Here is a 23,113-nt window from a genome sequence, read left to right on the forward strand (position 1 = left end):
ATGGCTGAATTATCACGTTGCGCATGGTGCGTGGGCGACCCGCTTTATGAAGCTTATCACGATAAAGAATGGGGCGTGCCGGTTTATGACGATGAAACTATTTTTGAATTTCTAGTACTGGAAACCTTTCAGGCCGGTCTAAGCTGGATTACTATTTTGCGTAAAAGGGAAAATTTCAGGGAAGCTTTTGATAATTTTGACTATAAAAAAATTGCTGAATACCCTGAAGAAAAAATTGAAGAACTGCTTCAGAATTCAGGAATAATCAGAAATAAGCTAAAAGTAAGAGCTACCGTTACCAATGCTCAATTATTTATAAAAGTGCAGGAGGAATTTGGCAGTTTTAGTAACTATATCTGGAGTTTTGTAAATGGCAAACCTTTGCAGAACAAGGTGGAAAATTATAAAAACGCACCTGCCACCACAGAAATAAGTGATAAACTTAGCAAAAACCTTAAGAAACGCGGATTTAAATTTGTGGGTTCCACAGTAATGTATGCCCACATGCAGGCCACTGGAATGGTTAATGATCACGAGGTTTCCTGCTTTAGATATGAACAGGTTAAAAAGGAAGCATAATAAAGCCTATTTAAGATAGGGATTCCTATACCTTATTATTTGAAGGTCCTCTCCAATTATTTATTTCAGAAATTCCATAAAATCCTCTCTGGAGATTTCCTCTGCTCCCAGGCTTTCCAGATGTTTGGTATACACCTGGCAGTCTATGAGTTTAACTCCCTGTTCCCGAAGCTTTCTCACCAGGTGGATAAATCCATACTTAGAGGCATTGCTTTTTTTGGTAAACATGCTTTCTCCACAAAATACATGTTTTTCTTTTAAGTAGATTCCATAAAGCCCACCTACCAGCTCCTTATCTTCCCATACTTCCACCGAAATGGCTAAGCCAAGCTGGTGCAGCCCAAGATAGGCCCTTTTCATCTCTCCGGTGAGCCAGGTGCCGTTTTGCCCCTTTCGTTCAATGGAGGCACAATTATGAATAACCTCTGCAAAAGCCTCATTGTAAGTAACCTTAAAAGCTTCCTTTTTTAGAAGGCGCTTCATACTCCGGGAAACCTTCAGCTTTTCGGGAAAAAGGATCATTCTGGGATTAGGACTCCACCATAGAACCGGCTGAGACTCATTGTACCAAGGGAAAATCCCCTTTTCATAAGCATCTTTAAGCCTTTGTAAAGATAAATCTCCCCCAATGGCCAGCAATCCGTCTTTACAGGCATACTCTACCGGAGGAAAATTATCATTATTTTTAAGAATATGCATAGCGACCACTAAAAGAGCATTAAAGATATAAAAGTAAAAAAGCCCGCTCCCCAATAAGAGAAGCAGGCTTTAAAGTTTTACTAAATTTATTTAGAAAGGCAAATCATCATAATCTTCATCATTTAAATCGTTGGCAGGCTCAAAATTGTCCGGCGGCGGAACATTTTGTCCTGATGGCTGCCCGGCTTCAAGATTTTCAATTCTCCAGCCCTGGATAGAATTAAAATATTTGGTTTCACCCTGGGGGCTAACCCATTCCCTACCACGCAGATTAATTCCGATTTTTACCGGTTGTCCTACCCTGTAGCTATCCAGTAAATCTGTTTTATCCTGCACAAATTCCACTAAAATATGTTGAGGATACTGCTCTTCTGTAGTGACCACTACTTCTCTTTTTCTAAATCCGTTGCTGCCGAAAGTTTTAGTATCTCCAATCAGCTTAATTTTTCCTTGTACTTCCATTTCTGTTATTTTGCTAATAATATTTTCCAGGCTTCTTCAGTTTTATTTTCTTCAATTAAAAGCTGCGCCTGCGTATGAATTCCTTTTGTATCTCCTTTAGCCACTGCGGCGGCAAGTTTGGGATTTTCCCTGAGGTAAGCATCTATCTCTTCTTTTGAAGGCAGTACTTCAATATTTCCCAATCTTCCCAAATCGTTACCGGTTAACACACTACTGTTTCTTATTTCCTGCGGAATCTGGTCTACGCCCATTCCTATTTTAGCCAAAGGTTTTGGTACTTCAAACAAACCCTCCTTTGCCCTGGCATACCAGTTGCCGCCTAAGCGCGCCACCTGGTCTATCTTTACCGGGTCTATATACCCTTCAGCATCCAAAATATCTTCTTTAATATGCGTTTTCAATATTTCACATACAATAAGGCTTCCTGCCCCGCCGGTGTCTCCCAGCTCTATAATCTCATTCACTCTGCACTCAAATTGCACGGGGGACTCTGCCACTCTAAATGGTTTTACTTCTTCTGAAGGGAGCATCCCAAGCCCAGCTTTTTCAAATTCATTCACTCCCCTTTCAAAATCTGTACTGCTAAGGGACATTTGCTGTACCATATTGTAATTTACAATATTAATCACACATTCCCGCGTTTCCCTACAATTCAGAAAAGTGTCTTTTACCGTCCCGTCTTTACCTCTTCTTACCGGTGCAAAAACCAAAATGGGTGGGTTTGCGCTAAAAACGTTAAAAAAGCTGAAGGGAGATAAATTCACATTACCTTCTGCATCTATGGTGCTGGCAAATGCAATGGGCCTTGGTGCAACGGCCCCACTTAAGTATCTGTAGAGAGCACCCGAAGCCGATTCTTTAGAATCTATAGTTAACATGCATTAATTTTTCACAAAGGTAAAGAAACAGGCAGGGAATGAAAAGAGGAGCTGCACAATAATATTCCTTTAAAAACGCTTATCTTTAAAACGCATAAACTTTGCTATTCTTTCATGAATTTTACCAATGGGCGCAACTTTAATCGCTGGTTTATTATAATTTCCTGTTTAGCCGTAGTTAGCCTTGTTCTTTGGAATACCAGTGTGTTTTTTCAGCATTTAAAGGAAGACGAGCGATCTAAAATGAACATCTGGGCCAGGGCACAGGAAGCACTTAACCGAACTCCGGCACCCGAGGATGCAGATTTGGAGCTCATCCTGGAAATCCTTAACAGCAATACCAGTATCCCAATTATCCATACCACAGCAGATGGCAAAGTGGCCTATAGCAGCAATATAAATCCTGAACTGCTTGATGATGACGCAAAGGTAAAAGAATTTCTACAGCAGTTTAAAGCTGAAAATGAGCCCATTATCATGAACCTGGATGAGGACCAGCAACAATATATTTATTACGGCAACTCCCCTACCCTTAATAAACTAAAGTACTATCCAATTGGCCTTTTACTCATTGCTTTTCTTTTTGTGGGGGTAATCTACTTTTTCTATACCACCACCAAGAACAGTGAACAGAATAAATTATGGGCGGGAATGGCAAAAGAAACCGCCCATCAAATTGGCACACCCCTTTCTTCCCTGATAGGATGGACAGAGATTCTTAAAGATGAAAAGGTGAATCAAACTTACATCTTGGAAATGGAAAAGGATGTAGACCGCTTAAAAACTATTACCGAGCGCTTTTCAAAAATAGGATCTACCCCAATTCTTCAAATAACAGATCTTGTAGAAGCCACACGTAATAGTTTTGATTATCTGCAATCCCGAAGCTCCAGCCTTATAAACTTTAGCCTTAAAGCGCCTTCAAAAGCTATTGAGGTAGAGCTTAACCAGCAGCTATACAGCTGGACCATAGAAAACCTGGTGAAAAATTCCATAGATGCCATGCGGGGCAAAGGAAAGCTAAATATTGAAATTAAAGAAGAACCAAAGTGGGCACATATTTTTGTAAGAGACACCGGCAAAGGCATTGATAAAAGTAAATTCAAACAAATTTTTGAACCGGGACACACCACAAAAAAACGCGGCTGGGGCCTGGGGCTCTCTTTAGCCAAACGGATTATTGAAGATTATCACAAAGGAAAAATCCGGGTGGTGCAAAGCGAGATAAATAAAGGAACAACTTTTAAGATATCCCTCAGGCGGGTTTAATATTTCTTCATTATCTCTCGGAGTTCATCCGGAATCCGGAAAGTTTCGTTCTTTTCAAAATCATAGCACACCACCACATCTTTACCTACCGCACAAATTTCCTTCTCTTCATTCAGCACAAGATGTCGCAGGCCAAAACTTGAGTTTTTCATAAAGTCCAGACCTGTTTTTATAATGGCCTTTCCGGGATAGTAGAGGGACTTCTTAAAATCGCAATGTGTAGAAACCAGCATTGTACCACGGCTGGAGGTATTATAATTCTCATAAATGCCTGTGGCTTCCCAAAAATTCACCCGGCCAGATTGCAGGTAACGCATAAAGGAAACATTATTAACATGCTTATACGCATCCAGGTCACTCCAGTCTATACGTATTTCCAGGCTTAACTTAAATTCAGGCACCTCCATTAAAGCACAACATTATCACAAATATCATCGGCAAGCTTTTGGAAATCCTCTTCAGACATTTCAAAGTTGTTGGAGAAATTCATGTCCCTCATATTATTTAGAGGGACAAGGTGTACATGAACATGAGGCACTTCCAGCCCTATAACCGCCATCCCCACTCTTTTACAAGCTACCGTTTTTTCAAGGCCAATCCCTACTTTACGGGCAAAAAGCATTAATTCCCGGTACATTTCTTCTTCCAGATCAAAAATTTTATCAACTTCTTTTTTGGGTATACAAAGCGTGTGGCCTTTTGCATTGGGACGAACATCCAGAAAAGCAAGGAACTGACTATTTTCTGCTACTTTATAACAAGGAACTTCTCCCCGTGCAATTTTAGTAAATAAGGTGGCCATAAGTTTATTTTTCAGATTAGTATTCTCTATAAAATTAAAAATCCTTTTCGAATTTCTTAGTTAAAAGAACTGAAAAGGATTTTTACAATTTATAATAAATAATTATTCACGCCATATCTCCAAAATTTCAAATTTCATCATGCCGTTTGGCACTTTAATCTCTGCAGTATCCCCAACTTTTTTTCCCAGCAAGCCTTTTCCTATAGGGGAATCTACAGAAATTTTCCCCGCTTTAAGATCGGCTTCGCTTTGCGCCACCAGTTTATATTTCATTTCTGCCCCGTTGGTCTGGTTCTTTATTTTAACAAAAGAATGTACCAAAGCCTTGGAAGTATCCAGCTGAGACTCGTCTATAACCCTGGCATTGGCCACCAGTTCTTCCATCTTTGATATTTTCATCTCCAAAAGTCCCTGCGCCTCTTTGGCCGCGTCGTATTCGGCATTTTCACTTAAATCACCCTTATCCCTGGCTTCTGCTATAGCTTCTGAAGCCTTTGGGCGCTCAACATCTTTTAAATGATTAAGTTCATCTCTTAACTTTTTGAGCCCTTCTGCTGTATAATAAGATACTTTGCTCATAACTTTTACGTTTTAATCTACAATAGAGGACACAGGCCCTCGTTATTCTTTAAAAATTATACTATAATAATGTGTTGGTTATCTTTTCCGATGAAGTCGAAAGAGACCGGCAACTAAGTTTTTTGCCGTTTTCAAACTTTTGCTTCATTATTTAATAGAAAAAATCCCATTCTGGACGGGATTTCTTATAACAAATGTAATAAATATAAACTTCAGGTACAATTATATTATTTTCGCCGGAGGAGTAAAAATTTAAATATAACACTTCTTCTGAAAAGACCGGAAGAACAAAAGAACTATGAAAAAAGCAGTTTTAATCCTTATCACCTTTTTCTCACTTCAGGCCTGTTCCCCTGAAGATAATAACAACGGAAACAATCCAAACCTTGTGGACCTCAACATCCAGCTTCAGCTAGATTTAGATTTCGCTGAATTTAATGACCTTAAATATCCCGGAAACAGTTACACCACTTACAATTACGGGATAAAAGGCATTGTGGTGTATAACCTCAACAATTCGCAATATATCGCTTTAGAGCTAAGCGACCCCAATCACCCGCCCGGCGAATGTTCTGCAATGGTGGTAGACGGCATCACTGCCAAATGCCCGTGTGACGATGGCAATGAGTATAATATAATTACGGGAGAGCAAACCGCCGGAAACGGGCAGTATGCCATGAAACCTTACCGGGTGGAAAAGCATGGGAATATAATAGTTGTTTCAAATTAAATTAAATATTCCTGCCTTAAAGAAAATCCCGGAAGCCTAACCTCCCGGGATCTGTTTTTAAAATTTAAGGGTAAGCCCTGCAAGAAAATTAGTAGTGGCCTGCGGATAATAGCCTGCACCATCGAGGGTCTGAACTCCGGAAGGATAATCGGGATTTTCCACCTCATAGGTGTAATAATAGCCGTTAGACACATATTCTTTCCCAAAAATATTATTTACCAAGCCGGTAAGTACCACGCTTTCGAATAGCGGTGCGCTTCTCCAGGTGTACTGCACATTAAAATCATTTATAAAATAGCTGTCCAGTTTTGAGCCTTCAGCTTCAATATTGCTCATATACTGCTCGCCCACGTACTTGGAAAGCAGTTTAAGCTCCAGGCCTTCAACGGGAGCATAACTAAGAATATTACCGGCCACAATTTCCGGAGAAAAGGAAATTGTGGTATTTCCAAAATTTGTGAGCTCACCGTTAAGGGTAGAAACAAAATCCACGTTTTTGTTTCGGCTTAATGCGATATTTGGCCTTACCCTAAGCTTTTCTGTGATCCTTACGGTAGCATCTATTTCCAAACCAAGGCGGTAACTATTTCCGCTATTCTCCCGTACAAAAGCCCCAACATCGTCTATGTCTCCTGTTAACACCAGCTGGTTTTGATAATCCATATAATACAGGTTGGAATTCACCTGCACACCGGGACTGTTAAACCTCCAGCCCAGTTCAAAGTCGTTCAGCTCTTCTGCATCGGGATCTCCGTTTTCATAATCGCTCCTGGTTGGCTCCCTGTGCGCACGGGCATAAGACGCGTAGAACTTGCTCTTTTCATTCGGCTGATAAGTGATTCCCGCTTTTGGATTGAAAAATTCAAACGAATCGTCTACATTAAAAAGAGTTCCGTCATCCAGAATCCCGTCCGTTTCATAGTTAATGGTTCTTAGCTGAAGGTCTGCGTAAGCCGCCAGATCATCGGTAATGGCAAAGGTCGCTTTTCCATAGATATTAAAATCGGTTTTTGTAGCCGTGCTTTCATAATAGGGCTCATAAGGATCATTATTCCTGGCGAAACGGCTATAAATAACCTCTCCAAAATGATCGCCTTCATACCTGTTCCAGCCTCCCCCAATTACAGCATCTACATTTTGAGTAACATATTTTAAACTAAAGACCGTTCCGTAGAAATCATTATCCAGCCATTCCCTGCTTACAAGATCTGAGGTATTTACCTCTTCCCCTTCTGCCATAAAAGGCTGCAGGCCAAAATTGGTTAAAGCGGCATCTTCCTGGTATTCCTGATAATACCCTCTTCCTTTGGTATAATGCAAAGCAATGTTGGAAGACCAGTTTTCGTTATAATCCTCATTCCACAACAACTGGTAATGGTCCTGCCAGTAATTATCGGTCTGATCTTCATAAAACTGCACATTTCCATCTTCATCGGTGTACATTCCCGCGGGATTAAACCTTCGGTCTTCCCTTAGCATTTCTGCATCAATCCCATACCAGGCGTGGTAAGTAGTTTCACTTCCGCCAAAAGAGATGGCTTTTACAAGGGTATTATCATCTACATAAGTTCCCTGAAGAAAATAAGATTTCAACTCACTCTCTGCCCGGTCTATATAGCCATCACTCCTGATTTTTGAGGCCCTTCCGGCAAATTCCCAGTGATGGTCCATAAGCCCGGTGCTAAATTCCAGCGTATGCTTAAAAGTATTATAAGAACCAATACTGTTAGACAACTGCGCTGACGCTTCTTCCTGGTAACGATCTGTAAGGATGTTCAGGCTGGCCCCAAAAGCGCCGGCACCACTTGTAGAAGTTCCCACGCCGCGCTGTAACTGAAGGTTTTGAACAGAAGAAGCAAAATCTCCCATATTTACCCAAAATACACCCTGGCTCTCGGCATCGTTAAGCGGGATTCCGTTTACGGTAACGTTCACCCTCGTGGCATCGCTCCCGCGTACCCGGATTCCCGTGTAACCTACCCCGGCGCCGGCATCTGTAGTAGAAACCACATTGGGCATATAATTCATCAAAACAGGAATATCCTGGCCTAAATTACGGTCTTCAATTTCTTCATTAGACAAATTACTGTAGGTGATGGGATCTTCAGAAGTAACCCTTACAGAAGAAAGGAATACCTCATCCAATACTTCTTCCGCGGTACTCATATCTACATCAAGCACTTTATCTTCAGTAAGGTTCACCTGGATTCTCTTACGGTTTCCAAAAGAAAACAGGATGGTATATTCTCCTTCTTTAAGCTGAAGGGAATAATTTCCATTTTCATCGGTTTGCGTCCCGGTGCCGGTGCCAATAGCAAAAACTGAAACTCCCTGCAAAGCAGTTTGTGCATCGGTAACTTTACCACTTAAGGTGTACTCTTGAGAAAAAGCCTGCAGCGAGAAGAATAGCAGGCCCAGGAAAAATAAAACGTTTTTCATTCGTAACAATTTTTTACGAATAAAAGGGGCAATTATTCCTTGGTTTATAATTAAAATAAAAAATCCTGAAACCGCCGTTCAATTTTGGCATTTTCAGGAGTAAACATACGCAACGCTTTCGCGCTTTCCCTTGGCAGCATTACCCGCCCAGGTTCATTGGGTATGATCTCAGCCTCTTTTAAAGGCACCCCTTTGAGATGTGCCGCAAATGTAAACAGCTTTTTTCAATATCCAATATTTTATTTCGTTTGATTTATTGATGTAATTTTACTGAAGCCAAACATCGCATTTGTTTAAAGCTCATCAAAGAAAAAATAATAAGATTGCGCAATTCCCAAGCAAGAACCGGAAATATGCAAAACACAAGACGCTCCATAACCTTTAAAGTAGTTGCAGGGTATGTGATCCTGGCAACCCTGGTAGGTATTGCCATTTGGTTCGTCTATACCAAAGTAATTGCATTTACCAGCCTTAACCAGAACAATAGTACCAACAATGAGCAGCTTTTTATGGTTAGTGAAATTACTACAGACCTTTATGAGACAGAGAATACCAGCAGAAGGCTAATACAAACCGGCGCCCCTAAAGACAGCATCCTCTACGAAAGCCAGATTGACAGCATTAGGGCAGATATGCAGCTGCTTAAAAGAACATATACTGATAGTATAATGCAAACAGAGCTGGACAGTATTTCCAAACTGCTCACTCAAAAATCTGAAAACCTTTGGGAACTGCTGGAATTACGGAAAAAAGACCGCAATACAAATTACTATTCCCAGGTGCTTCGGGAATTAAGAAGAGTGGATGAAACCTTTGCCCAGGATAATTATGAAGGTCGATTTCAAAACCTGAAACCGTACCAGAGGAAGGTTCTTATAGATCTCCTGGAGTATGCCCGCAAGGATAATGCACAGCCTTTAACCACCAGAACGGCAGATTCCCTGGTAAATTCGGTTAAAAAGGTTTTGAGCGAACTGGAATATGCCAACCGTCAATTCCAAAATACCGTTATCCAAAAGGAAAACCAGTTACTGGATAACGATATGATCCTTAACCAACAGCTTAGAAGTCTACTTGCAAAAATTGAACAGGAAGAACGTGCGGCTGCAATGCAAAGAACCAGGAATTCCCAGCAAATGCTGGAAAGCACCTCCAATATTATTATAGTTGCGGGAATTATAAGCGTACTTATTATCCTGATATTTCTAATTCTTATCCTCGAGGATATTTCCAGAAGCCAGCGATATCGTTTACAACTTGAAGATGCCAAGAATTTTGCAGAATCATTACTGAAAAGAAGGGAGCAATTTATGGCTGCTATTACTCATGACCTGCGTTCCCCACTTACCACCGTTATTGGCTATTCAGATTTAATGAACAAGACAGGACTTAATAATAAACAAAATCATTACCTGGACCAGATTAAACGATCTTCAGATTTTATTCTCCACCTGGTGAATGACCTCCTGGACCTCTCTAAACTGGAAGCCGGAAAAATGCTGGTGGAAAATCTGCCTTTTAATCCGAAGAAGTTAATTGAAGACACTGTTTATAACAATATTCCTGCGGAAGAAAACAGGGAAATTGAGGTAATTGTAAAGGTTTCAGAAGAAACGGATACAGAGGTAATGAGTGATCCTTTCAGGATAAAGCAGATCATTGCCAACCTGGTGACCAACGCTTATAAATTCACTGAAAAAGGGGAAATTCGTGTTACTGCCAACATTATTGAAAAAACTAAAGATGCTGAACTTCAAATTGTTGTAAAAGACACGGGAATAGGAATTTCTGAAGAAAAGCAGGAAGAAATATTTGAAGAATTTTCCCAGGAAAACAGTAAAATTGAAAAGCGCTATGGCGGCACAGGCCTGGGGCTTACCATTACCAAAAGCCTGGCGCATCTTCTAAAAGGCAATATAAAATTAAAAAGCAGGCCCGGGGAAGGTAGCGAGTTTACCGTTACAATACCGGTAGCCATTGCCCCTAACAAAGAAAAAACCAAAGCCGGTTTACCCGAATTAAAACCTGAACAGGTAGATCTAAGTGGTAAAAAAGCCCTGGTGGCCGATGATGAAAATTCCCAGCTTGCCCTTACCTGTGAGCTGGTAAAATCTATTGGCTTTAGCTGTGTAAAATGCGTGAACGGCAAAGAAGCACTGGAAAAATTAAAATCTGAAGAGTTTGACCTGGTGCTTACCGATATACAAATGCCCATTCTTGATGGATTTCAGCTTATAAAAGCCATTCGCAAAAATCCCAAACTTGAACATACCCCGGTAATCGCGCTTTCCGGGAGAAGAGAGGTTTCTTCTGAAACTTATAAAAAAGCGGGCTTTAACAGAAATTTGCTTAAACCTTACCGTCCTGCAGAACTTATACAGACAATTGCCGAAATTTTTAAGGTGGAAATTCAACAGAAAAAAACCCAAACTCAAAAACAGAGAAACAATTCCACCGCGTATAACCTGGAGGACATTTACCTGTTTTCCGGAGGAGACAGTGAGGCCATGCAGGTAATTCTAAAAGCTTTTATGGACAGTTCCAGGGAAAATATTGATGCTCTGGAGCAGGCTCTGGCAGCAGGAGATGAAGAAACAATGGCTCGCGTTTCTCATAAAATGCTGCCCATGCTGAAGCAGATGAAGGCGAAAAAAGTTATTCCAAGCCTCGAGAAAATGGAAAGGCACCAGGAGATTTCTAAACCTGAAATTGAACAGGTTATTAAAGAAATTAAGAAACTAATGAAGAGCCTGGAAAGGGAAATTATAGTTTAATCCCGTACTGTTTTAATTTGTTATACAAGGTTTTTCTGTCTATAGAAAGCAGCCTTGCGGCTTTACTTTTATTGCCGGAAGATTTTTCCAGAGCATCCAGGATAAGTTGTTCTTCATTTTTATTCTTGAAGAGGCCGTAATTTTCCTCAGATTTTTCAGCTGTGGAAATTTCGTGTGGCAACACTTTTAGCGGGATCAAATCGTCCTGGGTTAATAACACTGCCCTTTTAACCATATTCTTCAGTTCTCTTAAATTTCCCGGCCAGTTATAATTCTGAAAAGCTTCCACCGCTTTTGGAGTAAAGCCCACTACGTTTTTCTCCAGTTCGGCGTTTGCCTCATCCAGAAAATGATCAGCAAAAATCATTAAATCATCTGTGCGCTCCTTTAGGGAAGGGACTTTTATGGAAAATTCATTTAAGCGGTGGTAAAGATCTTCCCTAAATTCACCCTCCTTCACCGCCTGGGCCAGATCTTCATTGGTTGCAGTAACCACCCGTATATCCACTTCAACTTCCATGTTACTGCCTACGGGCTTTATCCTTCTTTCCTGCAGGGCTCTTAATAACTGTACCTGAAGCTCATAACTAAGGTTTCCTATTTCATCTAAAAATAAAGTGCCCCCGTTGGCCGCCTGAAAATGGCCCGTTTTATCATTTATGGCTCCTGTAAATGAGCCCTTTATGTGTCCAAAAAATTCACTGGAGGCAATTTCCTTGGGAATTGCCCCACAATCTACCGCTATAAACGGTGCCGATTTTCTTTTACTTTGGTTATGAATGCTTTTGGCAACCTGTTCCTTTCCTGTCCCGCTTTCGCCCATAATTAAAACAGACATATTGGTAGGAGCAACAAGTTCTATATAATCATTTAATTTACGGGAAGCATCGCTCACTCCTTTTATAAAACTTCCTTTTGAAGTTGCGGCGGCGGCAGATTTTTGTTTTCCCCCACGCTCTGGTATCCCTGCAGTTTCTTCTTTTTGAACGGCCCTGGTATTTAAGGCATTTTCTATGGTTTGCAGGATGGATTCCGGACGAAAGGGTTTGGAAACATAATCAAAGGCTCCAAATTTCATAGCATCTACAGCCATGCTTATTTCCGCATAACTCGTCATTACAATTACCTGAATAGCAGCATTAATGGCCTTTGCCTCTTTGAGAATATCTAACCCGTTATTGTCCGGAAGACGAACATCGGTAATCACCATATCGGGTTTTAATGAAGATATCTTTTTAAAAGCCTCTGTAGCAGAAAAAACCAATTCAACATTATAATCTCTTTTTACAAGAAAAGTTTTTAGCATGGTCCCAAAGGCCACGTCATCTTCTACTAAGAGAATTTTTGCCATAATTTTTATGAAGTATAAGCTACAAAGTTAACAATCTTTAAAGATTAGCATTTCAATTGAAAGATAAAAAAAAGAGGCCTTAGTTAGGACCTCTTTTCTTACAATTGTAAATTATATTCTAACTTAAAATTGTTACTTCCATTTTAACAGATAAAAAACATCTACTTTCGTAATTCACCAGTATGCAAATCCCAGGTTAGTGTTTGTTAGTGGCTTCCAGATTGCTCTGGACAGGATCTTTATACTTTTCTTTAGTTACCTAATTGTTTCATCCGTTGCTGTAAGAGTTGGTTTCTCTCATTTCCCAGCTATATTTTAGAAAATAAGGACTGGTTTATTCCTCATCTTTAATCCAGTTACCCTCTGCATCTGCTTTTACGGTTTGGGTTTCTCCATCTACATTGATATCGAGTTTGTAAATTTTTTCTCCATCTTCTCCGGTTTTTACCCACGCATTTTCTGTGGTAGCTCCTTCATAACTTTTAATCACAGCCACTTTTACTGCCTGTGGCAAAGACATGATTTCGATAGTTTCAAAACCATCCTGAGCATCCTGTACCGCACTTACTTCTTCTGTTTGGGTTTCACTTTCACCTTCCTGTGCCTGGGCAATATTAGTCGAGAAGAAAAATGCAGCACCTGCAATTAATGATAATCCTAGCTTTTTCATAATATGTTTCTTTAAGTTCTGCTATAGTTATAGGAATAATTGTACCAAAAGCTTCATTAGTTGGCAAAATCATAAATATCAACACTTTACAGGTATTGTATTTGTGGAAATTGTTTTTTATTATGTAGATTTTACGAGATTTAAGGAAATATTATGTAGAAATTTTTACACATTCTGGATGATTCAGAAATCATTACACAAAAAAAGAGGCTTTCCCAAGCCTCTTTTAATCCGAAAATCTAAATAATCCAACAAATTAATGTTGCAATTAAATAAGTCAATCTATCTATCTAACCTAATAAAGTTATAGAGAAAATTATACCAAGCCCTACCACCTATCCTCTTTATTCCATAATGCCTGTTATTAAAGGAAAACTTAAAAACAATGATAATATGTTCTCCTTCTAAACTGGGGAAACTTAGTTGTGTTGCCACACCTACCTGTGGAAAAATTACCCAATCTTATTTAAGAGGATCCCTTCTGTTGGCTTTTTTCTCTGCCTTCATTTTTTTCTTTTTCAGCCGTTTCATTTTTGAAGCCCGCGTTGGCTTTGTTCTTTTTCTTACTTTTGGTTTTTTAGCAGCCCTTTCAAGCATTTCGAACAGGCGTTGTGTAACCAGCACTTTATTTTTATGCTGGCTTCTTGATTCCCCGCTCTGCAATACAAGTACATTTTCTTTGCTAAGGCGGGATTTCAAATTCTTGAGAATCCTTATTTTCACCTCCTCTTGAATCCCGTGAGACTGCTCCACATTAAATTGCAGTTCTACCTTAGAAGCGGTTTTATTAACATGCTGCCCTCCGGCACCCGAACTTTTCACGGCGGCATAATTAAGTTCCTTTAAAATTTGTTCCTGGTCCAAAAGTTTAATCTGGCTGGTGAGATTTTTTTAATAGATCTGCCACTGTTTTTACAGGATTAAAGGTAGAGACCGGAACTTCCACAAAAACAGTATTCCACTTAGACATGGCTCCATTCCATAATCCTGGTCTTTCCAAAGCTTTTAAAGGTTTACCATCTTTTGTTTTATCTGCAATAAAGCTTGTTCTGGCATCTACATAATCATGAAGATTAAATGCTTCTCCTTTATAATTTTTAAGCCCACATACAATATCCACAGGGTTAAAGTGAGTAGCCTCCTTTGCTGTTTTTACCTGTTCCGGATTGTCCTGGTCTATTTGGGCTCCTTCAATAATCTGCAATGAAATTTCACCGTTCTCATCCCGTACCAAGAACGGACCACCGCCGGGTTCTCCTTCATTTTTAACCATTCCTCCAACCCTTAATGGCCGGTTGATTTTCTCCTTCAGATAACTTATTTTTTCTTTGGAAGAAAGGTCCTGCAGATTTTTGCCGGTCTGGAAGAGTTCCTTTTTTACAAATTCTGAAACTTCCTTAATTTCTTTTTCAGCAAGATGTCCGGAATCCAGCTGCTTCATGTATTGAAAACACTGCTTTTGAAGCTGAAGTAGTTTGCCGGCAAGCATTTTTTTATACTCCACCACTTTAGGAATATTCTTTTGTGTAACCACATTATCGATATTCTTTAAAAATGCCAGATCGACCTTTTGAGCGTTAAGGTTTTCTATTAAAGCGCCGTGTCCTCCCGGTCTAAAGAACATCTCCCCTTCAGTAGTTCTAAAAGGTTCATTATGGTTATCTACGGCAATAGTATCGGTTTTTGGATCCTGGAAAGAAAATGAAACCTCAAATACAACTCCCGTATGCTTCTCTGCACGCTCCCTTATCTTTTCAAATTCAGCTTTAAATTTATCTTCGTGCTCTTCAGAAACGGTAAAATGGAGTTTTGCCACACCGTTAACCGCAATAAAATGTGCGGCCTCCACAAGATGTTCTTCAAAGGCTGTACGGAACCCATCTTTATATTTATGAAAAGGCACAAGGCCTTTAGGATAATTGCTTAAATCAAGGCCCTCTTCAAAAAGAATATTTTTTACAAGCTCCAGCCGCTGCTCATCATGGGATAGTTCATCAAAATTCCCGGTGTTTCTGCGGGCATAATCCAATGCGAGGTCGTAAAAAGGAAGTTTTTCCATCCCTTCAAAAAACTTTTGCAGGCTGTGGTTTTCTTTCTTGTCCAAATAATCGCGCAGGCTTTCTTCTGAAGGGTCAAATTCATCTACAAAATTGTGAAGTGCTTTGAACATTCGTGTTGCAGCCCCTGAAGCAGGCACAAATTTAATAATTTCAAGATCTTCCTTTTTGTCTTCGTATAAGGAGATAAGCTGCTGTTTATCTTCTTCAGAAAAAGAAAAAATTCCTTTTCCTACAGTGGCCGCTTCGCTTATGTCCACTTTTATATTGCCTCTTCGAAAAATTCCAATCTGGCTTTCCACTTCCTGTTCGCTTATTCCTTTTTCCCGTATCTGCGAAAGATCTTTTTCACTAAGTTTCACTATGCTGTTTTTTTAGTTGGTTATCAATAATTGAGACTGCACTTTTAAATCGCTCCTCCCGGTTGCCTTTTAAAATAACAAAGGGTTTATGATGTACCTCAAGAGCAGCTTTAAACCTGTTGAACATCCCAAGGCGATCCTCCGGCTTATCCCGAAGATCATCGGGCGTCCATGGAGTATCAATATACATTAAAAAATAGGAAGTGTAGTGGTTGTTTAACGCATGTTTAAGAAGTTGCGGCGGGCAGAAGCCATTATAATATGCTTCAGAATAAACCTTAAGTTCTAAAAGGTTGGTATCGCAAAAGAGCAATTGTTTTTCTTTTTGCGCTAAAGCGTTTTCCTGCTGCATTTGCCCTGCTGCTATAGGAATTAAATCTTCTACCTCGCAAATTTCTTTTTTTTCATCCCATTTTTTCTGAAGATATTCCCGCATATATTCTTTTACCAGCGGCTTGTTGTAATGAGCGGCTAATTGATTGGCCAGTGTAGTTTTCCCGGTAGATTCCGGACCATATAAGACTATTTTTATGCAGGACGAAGGTCGTTGCGCAAGTTTTTCTTCCATGCTTTGTAACCGTAAATTGCAATTATTGTAAATACAAAATATTGAATGGCTGTGAAGGTAAGCCCTTTGTAAAAATAAAGTGGCACCGAGATAATGTCTCCCACAATCCAGAAAATCCAATTTTCTATCTTTTTTTTAGCCATTTGCCACATGCCTACGAAAAATATTGCCGTGGTCACCGTGTCCACATAAGCGGTCCAGTTGTTCCACTTTTTAAAATATTCATAGATCGCAAAAACAAAAACCATAGTAACCAAAAAGATAAAGACCGACTGCCAGTTTTCTTTGCGGGTGGTGTTGGTTATGGGGGTAAAATGATCTGGATCTACCTTGCGGGTCCAGATATACCAGCCGTAAATACTCATGGAAAAATAGTAGGCATTAATCATCATATCCCCTAAAAGGCCGTAAATGGCAAGAATATAGACAAAAATGGCCGTACTTATAATGCCTGTGGGATACACCAGGATGTTGTCATTTTTGGAATAGATCACGCTCAAAAAACCAAAAAAGACGCCTATTAGCTCCAGGACGATAAGGTAAGTAGGCGTTCCATAGTACTGGCCAAAGAAAAAATCAAAAATGGGCTGCATAAATGGCTTATTTGAAATTATAATTATTTAATAGGTTCGTATTTATAATTTGAGGCACGTTACCGGGAAGACTCTGAGGATTCTAAGGAAAGCCTGGAAGCTTGAGCTGCAAAATTTCCTTTTTCAAAAGCTGTTCCAATCACCACAAGATCTGCTCCAGCCTTATAAGCTTTCTGAAGTTGTGTGGTGTCACAAATTCCTCCACCTACCATTAGCGGGAGGTCTATAGCTGCTTTAACTGCGGAAATAATTTCTTCTGAAACCGGATACCCTGCGCCGCTTCCTGCCTCCAGATAGATAAGTTTTTTCCCCGAAAACTGTCCTGCCAGGGCAGTATCTACAATGAGCTGCACATTGTTTTGCGATAGCGGAAGTGTATTGCTTACCCGCTGCACTGCAGATTCTTTTCCTCCATCTATTAAAATATAACCGGTAGGTATAATTTCCAGTTTTGAATTACGCAAACGGGAAACCGATTTTATCTGCTGGCCTATAAGATATTCGGGATTTCGCCCCGAAAGCAGGCTAAGGAACAAGATCCCGTCTGCTGCTTCTGTAATTTGAGTGTATTCCCCCGGGAATAGAACTATAGGTGTTTTGGTAAATGTTTTAAGGGTTTTTACGGTTGCTTCGGTTTTGCAGGGGGCCACTGTACTGCCACCTACCAAAATATAAGCCGTTTCTACAGGTAAAGCTTTCAGAAAAAAAGCTGCACGATCATTGTCAAATTTATCAGGATCTATAAGTACACATAGTTGCTTTGATGATTCAATAGCGCAATTAAAGAATTCAGAAGAAATAGTACTCATGCAGAAATGTTTGCTTTTTCTCCGGTGCCTTCAGCCCGCATGGCATAGACACAGGTAAATCCTTCAAATTCCAGAAAATTAAGATCGAATTCGCAGGTATTGTTTCTAAACATAATCTTCCCGGTAGTGGAAGTATCGTCAAAGTCAAAGTCGGTTATATTAATATGCTGAAGGAACCCAAGGCCCGGCTCTGCCTGCAGTTTATAAATAGATTCCTTGGCGCCCCAGACAATGGTGAGCTTTCTTATTAATGCATCCTCGTTGGCTAGGGTATGATATTCTTTTAAAGGAGTAAATTTTCCGGCTATTTTAAGGATTTTGTCCCGCTGCTTTTCAATGTCTATTCCTACCTCTTTATCACTAACTATAATCCCCGTAAAATTGAAAGAATGGGTAATGGAAATGTATTTATGATCCCTAAGGTGCGGCTTTCCAAGAGTGTCATAATAAAGATCATAATCTGTATACCCGGCTTCAGCCATTAAATGCCTGATACTCATGAATCCTCTCCTGTGGATTTCAGACTTCATTCCATCTACCCTTTTCTGGCAATGAGGGGTTAACTGAACATCTTTACTCAGCCATTCCAGAGACTCTTCAATCTTCCAAATGAGGACTTTAGTATGCTCATCAACTGTTATTGTTTTGTAAAGTGGCATGCAGTTTTGTTAGATAATGATTACTTTTGCAACTAAATTTGATAAAATCCAAATATAATAATATGTCTACTAAAACGGTGGCTTATACGCCTTATAAAGTAAAAGATATTTCCCTTGCCGCATGGGGAAGAAAAGAAATTGAACTGGCTGAGGCCGAAATGCCGGGCTTGATGTCGCTTAGGGAAGAGTTTAAAGATGAACAACCGCTAAAAGGTGCCCGCATTGCAGGTTGTTTACATATGACCATTCAAACCGCTGTGCTTATTGAAACATTAGTTTCTTTAGGGGCTGAAGTTACCTGGAGTTCCTGTAATATTTTCTCTACACAAGACCAGGCTGCAGCAGCAATTGCCGAAGCAGGAATTCCTGTTTATGCCTGGAAGGGAATGACTGAAGAGGAATTTAACTGGTGTATAGAGCAAACCCTTTTCTTTGGAGAGGAGCGCAAGCCTTTAAATATGATCCTGGATGATGGCGGGGATTTAACAAATATGGTTTTTGATAAATATCCGGAATTAACGGAAGGTATCCGTGGACTTTCAGAAGAAACCACCACTGGAGTTCACCGCTTATATGAGCGCATGAAAAAAGGCACGCTTGCTATGCCGGCCATTAATGTGAACGATTCGGTTACCAAATCAAAATTTGACAACAAATATGGTTGCCGGGAAAGTGCTGTTGATGCTATTCGCCGTGCCACAGATGTGATGATCGCCGGTAAACGCGTAGTGGTTTGTGGTTATGGAGATGTGGGAAAAGGTACTGCTGCTTCTTTTAGAGGAAACGGAGCCATTGTAACGGTGACTGAAATTGACCCCATTTGCGCCCTGCAAGCTGCCATGGATGGGTATGAGGTGAAAAAACTGGAAACTGTTCTTCCAAAAGCAGATATTGTGATTACCACCACAGGAAATAAAGACATTGTTCGCGGCGAGCATTTTAAAGCCATGAAAGACAAAACTATTGTTTGTAATATTGGCCATTTTGATAATGAGATTGCCGTAGCCTGGTTAAATCAAAATTACGGGGAGACTAAAAATGAAATCAAACCACAGGTAGATAAGTATACTATAGACGGGAAGGATATCATTCTCCTTGCTGAAGGAAGGCTGGTAAACCTTGGCTGTGCCACCGGGCATCCAAGTTTTGTGATGAGTAACTCCTTTACAAACCAAACCCTGGCGCAAATAGAACTTTGGAACCATTCAGACAAATATGAAAACAAAGTCTACATGCTTCCAAAGCATTTAGACGAAAAGGTAGCAGCCCTTCACCTTGAGAAAATTGGAGTGGAACTTACTCAACTTTCCCAGGAACAGGCAGAATATATTGGCGTGGAAGTAAAAGGGCCTTTTAAACCCGAATATTACAGGTACTAGACTGTAGACTGTAGACTGTAGACTGTAGACTGTAGACTGTAGACTGTAGACTGTAGACTGTAGACAAATTTAAAAATCCCACTTAAAATAATTGAGTGGGATTTTTTTATGATGAAATTGCCTGATTAAATATCCTCCCTTCCGGGTGTTCTTTTATAAGTTCATACAAACAGAAGATTATCCCATCATTCATAGACACAAAATTGCTGTTTTCAAGCTTCGGTTTAGCGGAAACTTTTTAAGCGCAGCCGCCAGTGTGTATAAAAATGTTAAGTGAAAAATCAAATATTTTATTCACCAATTATCTTTATAATGATTCTTAATTTTTAAGCATAAAAAAACCTCCAGCTTTCCCTGAAGGTTTTTAATCTTATAAGAAAAATTTTCTATGCCTCAAATGGTTCAACAGAAACATAAGATTTATTGTCTTTCTTTTTAGTAAATTTTACCACACCATCAATTTTAGCGTGTAAAGTATGGTCTTTTCCTGCATACACATTTTCACCTGGATTGTGCGCAGTTCCTCTTTGTCTAACTATGATATTTCCAGCAATGGCAGCCTGTCCTCCAAAAATCTTTACCCCTAGGCGTTTTGATTCTGATTCTCTACCGTTCTTGGAACTACCAACTCCTTTTTTGTGAGCCATCTTATTTTAGTTTTAGAATATTAATAAAATTAGCTTAATGCAGCAATTAGTTCTGCTTTTTTCATTGAAGAATATCCTTCAACACCTTTATCTTTAGCCATTTCTCTCAATTCAACAACCGTTTTGCTGTTTAAATCTTCAGAAGTGCTGTCAGGTTTAGCTTTGGATTCTTCCTTTTTCTCAGTCTTTTCTGAAGACGAAGATTTTTTACCACCTTTAAGAGTGATATCCCCAATCTGGATTTCAGTTAAAGCCTGGCGGTGACCATTTTTCACACGGTAACCCTTACGTCTTTTCTTTTTGAAAACAATTACTTTGTCTCCTTTAAGATGACGTGTAATCTTGGCTCCAATAAGAGCACCTTCTATAGCCGGGGCGCCAAGCGTAACATCGTCACCATCACCGGCAAGAAGAACTTTGTCAAAAGAGATCTCATCTCCTTCTTCTCCCGCTAAACGGTGTACGAATACTTTTTGGTCTTTTGCAACTTTAAATTGCTGCCCTGCTATCTCTACAATTGCGTACATAGCGTATTAAATTAATTATATTTATATATCTAAAGATAATCTCGCTTATTTATAAGCGGGTGCAAATATAATCCTAATTAATTAATTCGCAAAGCCTTTGTACATTTTCCGGACTTTATATCTGATGTTTCTTTCCTTCCTTGGTATTCCAGGATCTTTTAAATAATTGCATATAAGTGAGGGTAAGGGCAACGGTGGTGGAAGCTCCCATTAAAGCCACGGCAAAAATCACGAGGCCAAGAGGAGTTTCATATTCAGATTCCCACATAGAGACCAGTTCATGAAAAAATTCGGGATTGATATCTGCCGCATACACCGCAAAGAATGCCGTAAATATAAAGGTAGCCATAAACCCAGTAAACATCCCGGTAGCAAAGCCTTTCTGATATTTAAATTTATCGCCTTTTTTAGTTCTGTATTGTTTAATGGCCAAATACATTCCTGCGGCGGTTATTACCGCATTAAAAAGACTGTAGATAGGAAAAACGTTCAACCCGAATATAGACAAGATTAAAAAATAAGCAATTAGGGCAATAGCTGTAAAAATTCCATATTTTAAGGGGATACTTAGTTTATTCATAATGAAACTTATTTTATCATAAATTTCAGGAAAATATGACGCAATCTGCCTTAACAGCATGTTAATTTTGCTATATAAGCCCGCTCATATTAGGCAATTGCTATAAAAGACACCTCCAACAACCAGGGCCCATTTCCGGGCTTGCTATTATAAAAGCAGCCTTCACAGCGCAAAACAGTAATTTTTACCCCCTTCTACCTTAGAACAAAAATATACTTATAACAACAGGCCAAACAGGTGCTACAATTATTGCTGGGAACTGCTCATCTTTAAAACCCCGGTGAATATTAGGTCTATTCCTGTAACATATTAAACTTTTGATATACCTATATTGTGCATTAATAAAACCATTAAGAAATGATTCACAAAATTACCACATTGGCCATTGCGCTCTTTATTGGGAGCTATGGTATTGCCCAGGAGGTTGAGTTTACCGAATACAACTTAGATAACGGCCTGCACGTTATCTTACACCAGGATAACACCGCACCGGTTGTCGCCACGTCTGTAATGTACCATGTTGGCGGGAAAGACCGTGAAGAAGGCCGGACCGGCTTTGCACACTTTTTTGAACACCTGCTTTTTGAAGGAACCGAGAACATTCCAAAAGGAAAATGGTTTGAAATTGTAAGCTCTAACGGCGGTAGCAACAACGCCAACACCACCAATGACAGGACTTACTATTATGAAATTTTCCCTTCCAATAACCTGGAACTGGGCCTTTGGATGGAATCGGAACGTATGATGCACCCAATTATCAAACAGGAAGGTGTGGATACACAAAATGAAGTAGTTAAAGAAGAAAGAAGGATGAGATATGACAATTCTCCTTATGGAAACCTGTTACAATCTGTTTCTTCAAATTTATTCGAAAAGCATCCTTACAAAGATCCCAATGTAGGTTATATGGAAGATCTTGATGCTGCCACCCTTGAAGAATTCAAGGAATATTTTGATAAATATTATGTACCTAATAATGCGGTACTGGTGGTTGCGGGAGATATAGATATTTCCAAAACCAAAAAAATGATCCAGGATTATTTTGGCCCTATTCCTTCAGGAGAAAAAATTAACAGGGAAATGCCGAAAGAAGAGCCAATTAGAGAGCAGATAGATGCCACGGCCACAGATCCAAACATCCAGATTCCCGCAACTGTTCTTGCTTACAGAACTCCGGAATTTACCGATAAGGATTCTTATGTCCTGAATATGATTTCTGACTACCTAAGCGGCGGTAACAGTTCAAAACTTTACAAAAAGCTGGTAGACGATCAAAAACAGGCACTGCAGGTAGCCGCCTTTAATCTTGAACAGGAAGATTACGGTATGTATCTTATTTTTGCCCTTCCATTGGGAGACACTTCTTTAGACACGCTTAACCAGGAAATGGAAGAAGAGATCGCCAAGCTTAGAAACGAACTCATTTCAGAAAAAGACTTTCAGAAACTACAGAACAAAGCCGAAAGCAACTATGTTAATTCCAATTCCAGCGTTGCCGGAATAGCTAACTCTCTGGCCCGAGATTACCTGTTATACGGAGATACTGATCTTATAAATGATGAAATTGAAATTTACAGATCCATTACCAGAGAAGATATAAAAAGAGTAGCTAACGAATATCTTAAGCCAAACCAGAGAGTGGTTCTTGAGTATTTACCAGAAAGCAGCAACGTAGAATAAATCTATAAAAATGTAGAATA

24 protein-coding genes are annotated in these 23,113 nt (G+C 39.7%); 6 read left to right on the plus strand and 18 right to left on the minus strand.

The features are described from left to right. On the plus strand, window positions 1–579 hold the full coding sequence (locus tag AB8M93_RS13270) for a DNA-3-methyladenine glycosylase I (protein WP_373058454.1): 579 nt from the start codon (window positions 1–3) through the stop codon (window positions 577–579). Between the two features lie 60 nt (window positions 580–639). Here AB8M93_RS13270 and aat read toward each other — a convergent pair whose 3' ends face one another. The 3 genes from aat to AB8M93_RS13285 form a co-directional block, all read right to left on the minus strand. Next, window positions 640–1,278 (minus strand): leucyl/phenylalanyl-tRNA--protein transferase, encoded by a 639-nt coding sequence (gene aat, locus AB8M93_RS13275; RefSeq protein ID WP_373058456.1) that lies wholly within the window; start codon window positions 1,276–1,278, stop codon window positions 640–642. A gap of 90 nt (window positions 1,279–1,368) precedes the next feature. Next, the gene (locus AB8M93_RS13280; protein ID WP_373058458.1) at window positions 1,369–1,740 is read right to left on the minus strand and encodes a DUF3127 domain-containing protein; all 372 of its coding nucleotides are present in this window, start codon (window positions 1,738–1,740) and stop codon (window positions 1,369–1,371) included. Window positions 1,741–1,745: 5 nt separating this feature from the next. After that, window positions 1,746–2,618: a flavin reductase family protein gene (locus AB8M93_RS13285; RefSeq protein ID WP_373058460.1), complete on the minus strand. Its 873-nt coding sequence runs from the start codon at window positions 2,616–2,618 to the stop codon at window positions 1,746–1,748. A 114-nt stretch (window positions 2,619–2,732) separates the two neighbouring features. On the opposite strand from AB8M93_RS13285, the gene AB8M93_RS13290 reads away from it, so the two are divergent. Continuing rightward, entirely contained in the window at window positions 2,733–3,887 is a 1,155-nt protein-coding gene (locus AB8M93_RS13290) for a sensor histidine kinase (RefSeq protein WP_373058462.1), read from the plus strand. Here AB8M93_RS13290 and AB8M93_RS13295 read toward each other — a convergent pair. From AB8M93_RS13295 to greA, 3 genes are all read right to left on the minus strand, one after another. Beyond that, complete coding sequence (locus tag AB8M93_RS13295; protein WP_373058464.1) at window positions 3,884–4,294, minus strand: acyl-CoA thioesterase; 411 nt, start codon at window positions 4,292–4,294, stop codon at window positions 3,884–3,886. The two genes, AB8M93_RS13290 and AB8M93_RS13295, sit on opposite strands and share 4 nt — an antisense overlap. After that, a complete protein-coding gene (locus AB8M93_RS13300) occupies window positions 4,294–4,689 on the minus strand; it encodes an HIT family protein (RefSeq protein ID WP_373058466.1) in 396 nt (131 codons plus the stop codon). The genes AB8M93_RS13295 and AB8M93_RS13300 overlap by 1 nt, the downstream gene beginning before the upstream one ends. Before the next feature lie 102 nt (window positions 4,690–4,791). Continuing rightward, complete coding sequence (gene greA, locus AB8M93_RS13305) at window positions 4,792–5,268, minus strand: transcription elongation factor GreA (protein ID WP_373058468.1); 477 nt, start codon at window positions 5,266–5,268, stop codon at window positions 4,792–4,794. A 298-nt stretch (window positions 5,269–5,566) separates the two neighbouring features. Between greA and AB8M93_RS13310 the strand changes: the two genes are divergently transcribed. After that, a complete protein-coding gene (locus AB8M93_RS13310; protein WP_373058470.1) occupies window positions 5,567–5,998 on the plus strand; it encodes a Rieske (2Fe-2S) protein in 432 nt (143 codons plus the stop codon). Between the two features lie 57 nt (window positions 5,999–6,055). Here the strand turns inward: AB8M93_RS13310 and AB8M93_RS13315 are convergent, their stop codons facing one another. Then, complete coding sequence (locus tag AB8M93_RS13315; RefSeq protein WP_373058472.1) at window positions 6,056–8,437, minus strand: TonB-dependent receptor; 2,382 nt, start codon at window positions 8,435–8,437, stop codon at window positions 6,056–6,058. A gap of 353 nt (window positions 8,438–8,790) precedes the next feature. Between AB8M93_RS13315 and AB8M93_RS13320 the strand changes: the two genes are divergently transcribed. After that, window positions 8,791–11,211 carry a hybrid sensor histidine kinase/response regulator gene (locus AB8M93_RS13320; RefSeq protein ID WP_373058474.1) on the plus strand — a complete coding sequence of 807 codons (2,421 nt, stop codon included), beginning with the start codon at window positions 8,791–8,793 and terminating at the stop codon, window positions 11,209–11,211. Here AB8M93_RS13320 and AB8M93_RS13325 read toward each other — a convergent pair. The 8 genes from AB8M93_RS13325 to AB8M93_RS13360 all read right to left on the minus strand — a co-directional run bounded on the left by AB8M93_RS13325 (window position 11,201) and on the right by AB8M93_RS13360 (window position 18,280). Further along, a complete protein-coding gene (locus AB8M93_RS13325; RefSeq protein ID WP_373058476.1) occupies window positions 11,201–12,562 on the minus strand; it encodes a sigma-54-dependent transcriptional regulator in 1,362 nt (453 codons plus the stop codon). The two genes, AB8M93_RS13320 and AB8M93_RS13325, sit on opposite strands and share 11 nt — an antisense overlap. Window positions 12,563–12,896: 334 nt before the next feature. Next, entirely contained in the window at window positions 12,897–13,232 is a 336-nt protein-coding gene (locus AB8M93_RS13330) for a hypothetical protein (RefSeq protein ID WP_373058478.1), read from the minus strand. Window positions 13,233–13,694: 462 nt separating this feature from the next. Then, the gene (arfB, locus tag AB8M93_RS13335; RefSeq protein WP_373058480.1) at window positions 13,695–14,096 is read right to left on the minus strand and encodes an alternative ribosome rescue aminoacyl-tRNA hydrolase ArfB; all 402 of its coding nucleotides are present in this window, start codon (window positions 14,094–14,096) and stop codon (window positions 13,695–13,697) included. A gap of 4 nt (window positions 14,097–14,100) precedes the next feature. After that, a complete protein-coding gene (locus AB8M93_RS13340) occupies window positions 14,101–15,651 on the minus strand; it encodes a DUF4301 family protein (protein ID WP_373058482.1) in 1,551 nt (516 codons plus the stop codon). Then, window positions 15,641–16,219, minus strand: a complete 579-nt coding sequence (locus AB8M93_RS13345; RefSeq protein WP_373058484.1) for an AAA family ATPase — start codon at window positions 16,217–16,219, stop codon at window positions 15,641–15,643. Before AB8M93_RS13345 ends, AB8M93_RS13340 begins: the two co-directional genes overlap by 11 nt. Next, window positions 16,180–16,812 (minus strand): nicotinamide riboside transporter PnuC, encoded by a 633-nt coding sequence (gene pnuC / locus AB8M93_RS13350; protein ID WP_373058486.1) that lies wholly within the window; start codon window positions 16,810–16,812, stop codon window positions 16,180–16,182. The genes AB8M93_RS13345 and pnuC overlap by 40 nt, the downstream gene beginning before the upstream one ends. Window positions 16,813–16,871: 59 nt before the next feature. Continuing rightward, window positions 16,872–17,621, minus strand: coding sequence for a phosphoglycerol geranylgeranyltransferase (locus AB8M93_RS13355; protein WP_373058488.1), 750 nt, complete (start codon window positions 17,619–17,621; stop codon window positions 16,872–16,874). Further along, window positions 17,618–18,280, minus strand: a complete 663-nt coding sequence (locus AB8M93_RS13360; RefSeq protein ID WP_373058490.1) for a 4'-phosphopantetheinyl transferase family protein — start codon at window positions 18,278–18,280, stop codon at window positions 17,618–17,620. The genes AB8M93_RS13355 and AB8M93_RS13360 overlap by 4 nt, the downstream gene beginning before the upstream one ends. A 62-nt stretch (window positions 18,281–18,342) precedes the next feature. Between AB8M93_RS13360 and ahcY the strand changes: the two genes are divergently transcribed. Then, on the plus strand, window positions 18,343–19,659 hold the full coding sequence (ahcY, locus tag AB8M93_RS13365) for an adenosylhomocysteinase (RefSeq protein WP_373058492.1): 1,317 nt from the start codon (window positions 18,343–18,345) through the stop codon (window positions 19,657–19,659). A gap of 386 nt (window positions 19,660–20,045) precedes the next feature. Here ahcY and rpmA read toward each other — a convergent pair whose 3' ends face one another. The 3 genes from rpmA to AB8M93_RS13380 all read right to left on the minus strand — a co-directional run bounded on the left by rpmA (window position 20,046) and on the right by AB8M93_RS13380 (window position 21,413). Then, the gene (gene rpmA, locus AB8M93_RS13370) at window positions 20,046–20,306 is read right to left on the minus strand and encodes a 50S ribosomal protein L27 (protein ID WP_373058494.1); all 261 of its coding nucleotides are present in this window, start codon (window positions 20,304–20,306) and stop codon (window positions 20,046–20,048) included. Window positions 20,307–20,335: 29 nt separating this feature from the next. Next, a complete protein-coding gene (gene rplU, locus AB8M93_RS13375; protein ID WP_373058496.1) occupies window positions 20,336–20,833 on the minus strand; it encodes a 50S ribosomal protein L21 in 498 nt (165 codons plus the stop codon). Between the two features lie 115 nt (window positions 20,834–20,948). Then, entirely contained in the window at window positions 20,949–21,413 is a 465-nt protein-coding gene (locus AB8M93_RS13380; protein WP_373058498.1) for a DUF4199 domain-containing protein, read from the minus strand. Between the two features lie 357 nt (window positions 21,414–21,770). Here AB8M93_RS13380 and AB8M93_RS13385 point away from each other — a divergent pair, with 357 nt between their 5' ends. Next, entirely contained in the window at window positions 21,771–23,093 is a 1,323-nt protein-coding gene (locus AB8M93_RS13385) for a M16 family metallopeptidase (RefSeq protein WP_373058500.1), read from the plus strand. Window positions 23,094–23,113: the final 20 nt, after the last annotated feature.

It is taken from the genome of Autumnicola aciditolerans (genome assembly GCF_041679265.1).
Classification (GTDB): Bacteria; Bacteroidota; Bacteroidia; order Flavobacteriales; family Flavobacteriaceae; genus Autumnicola.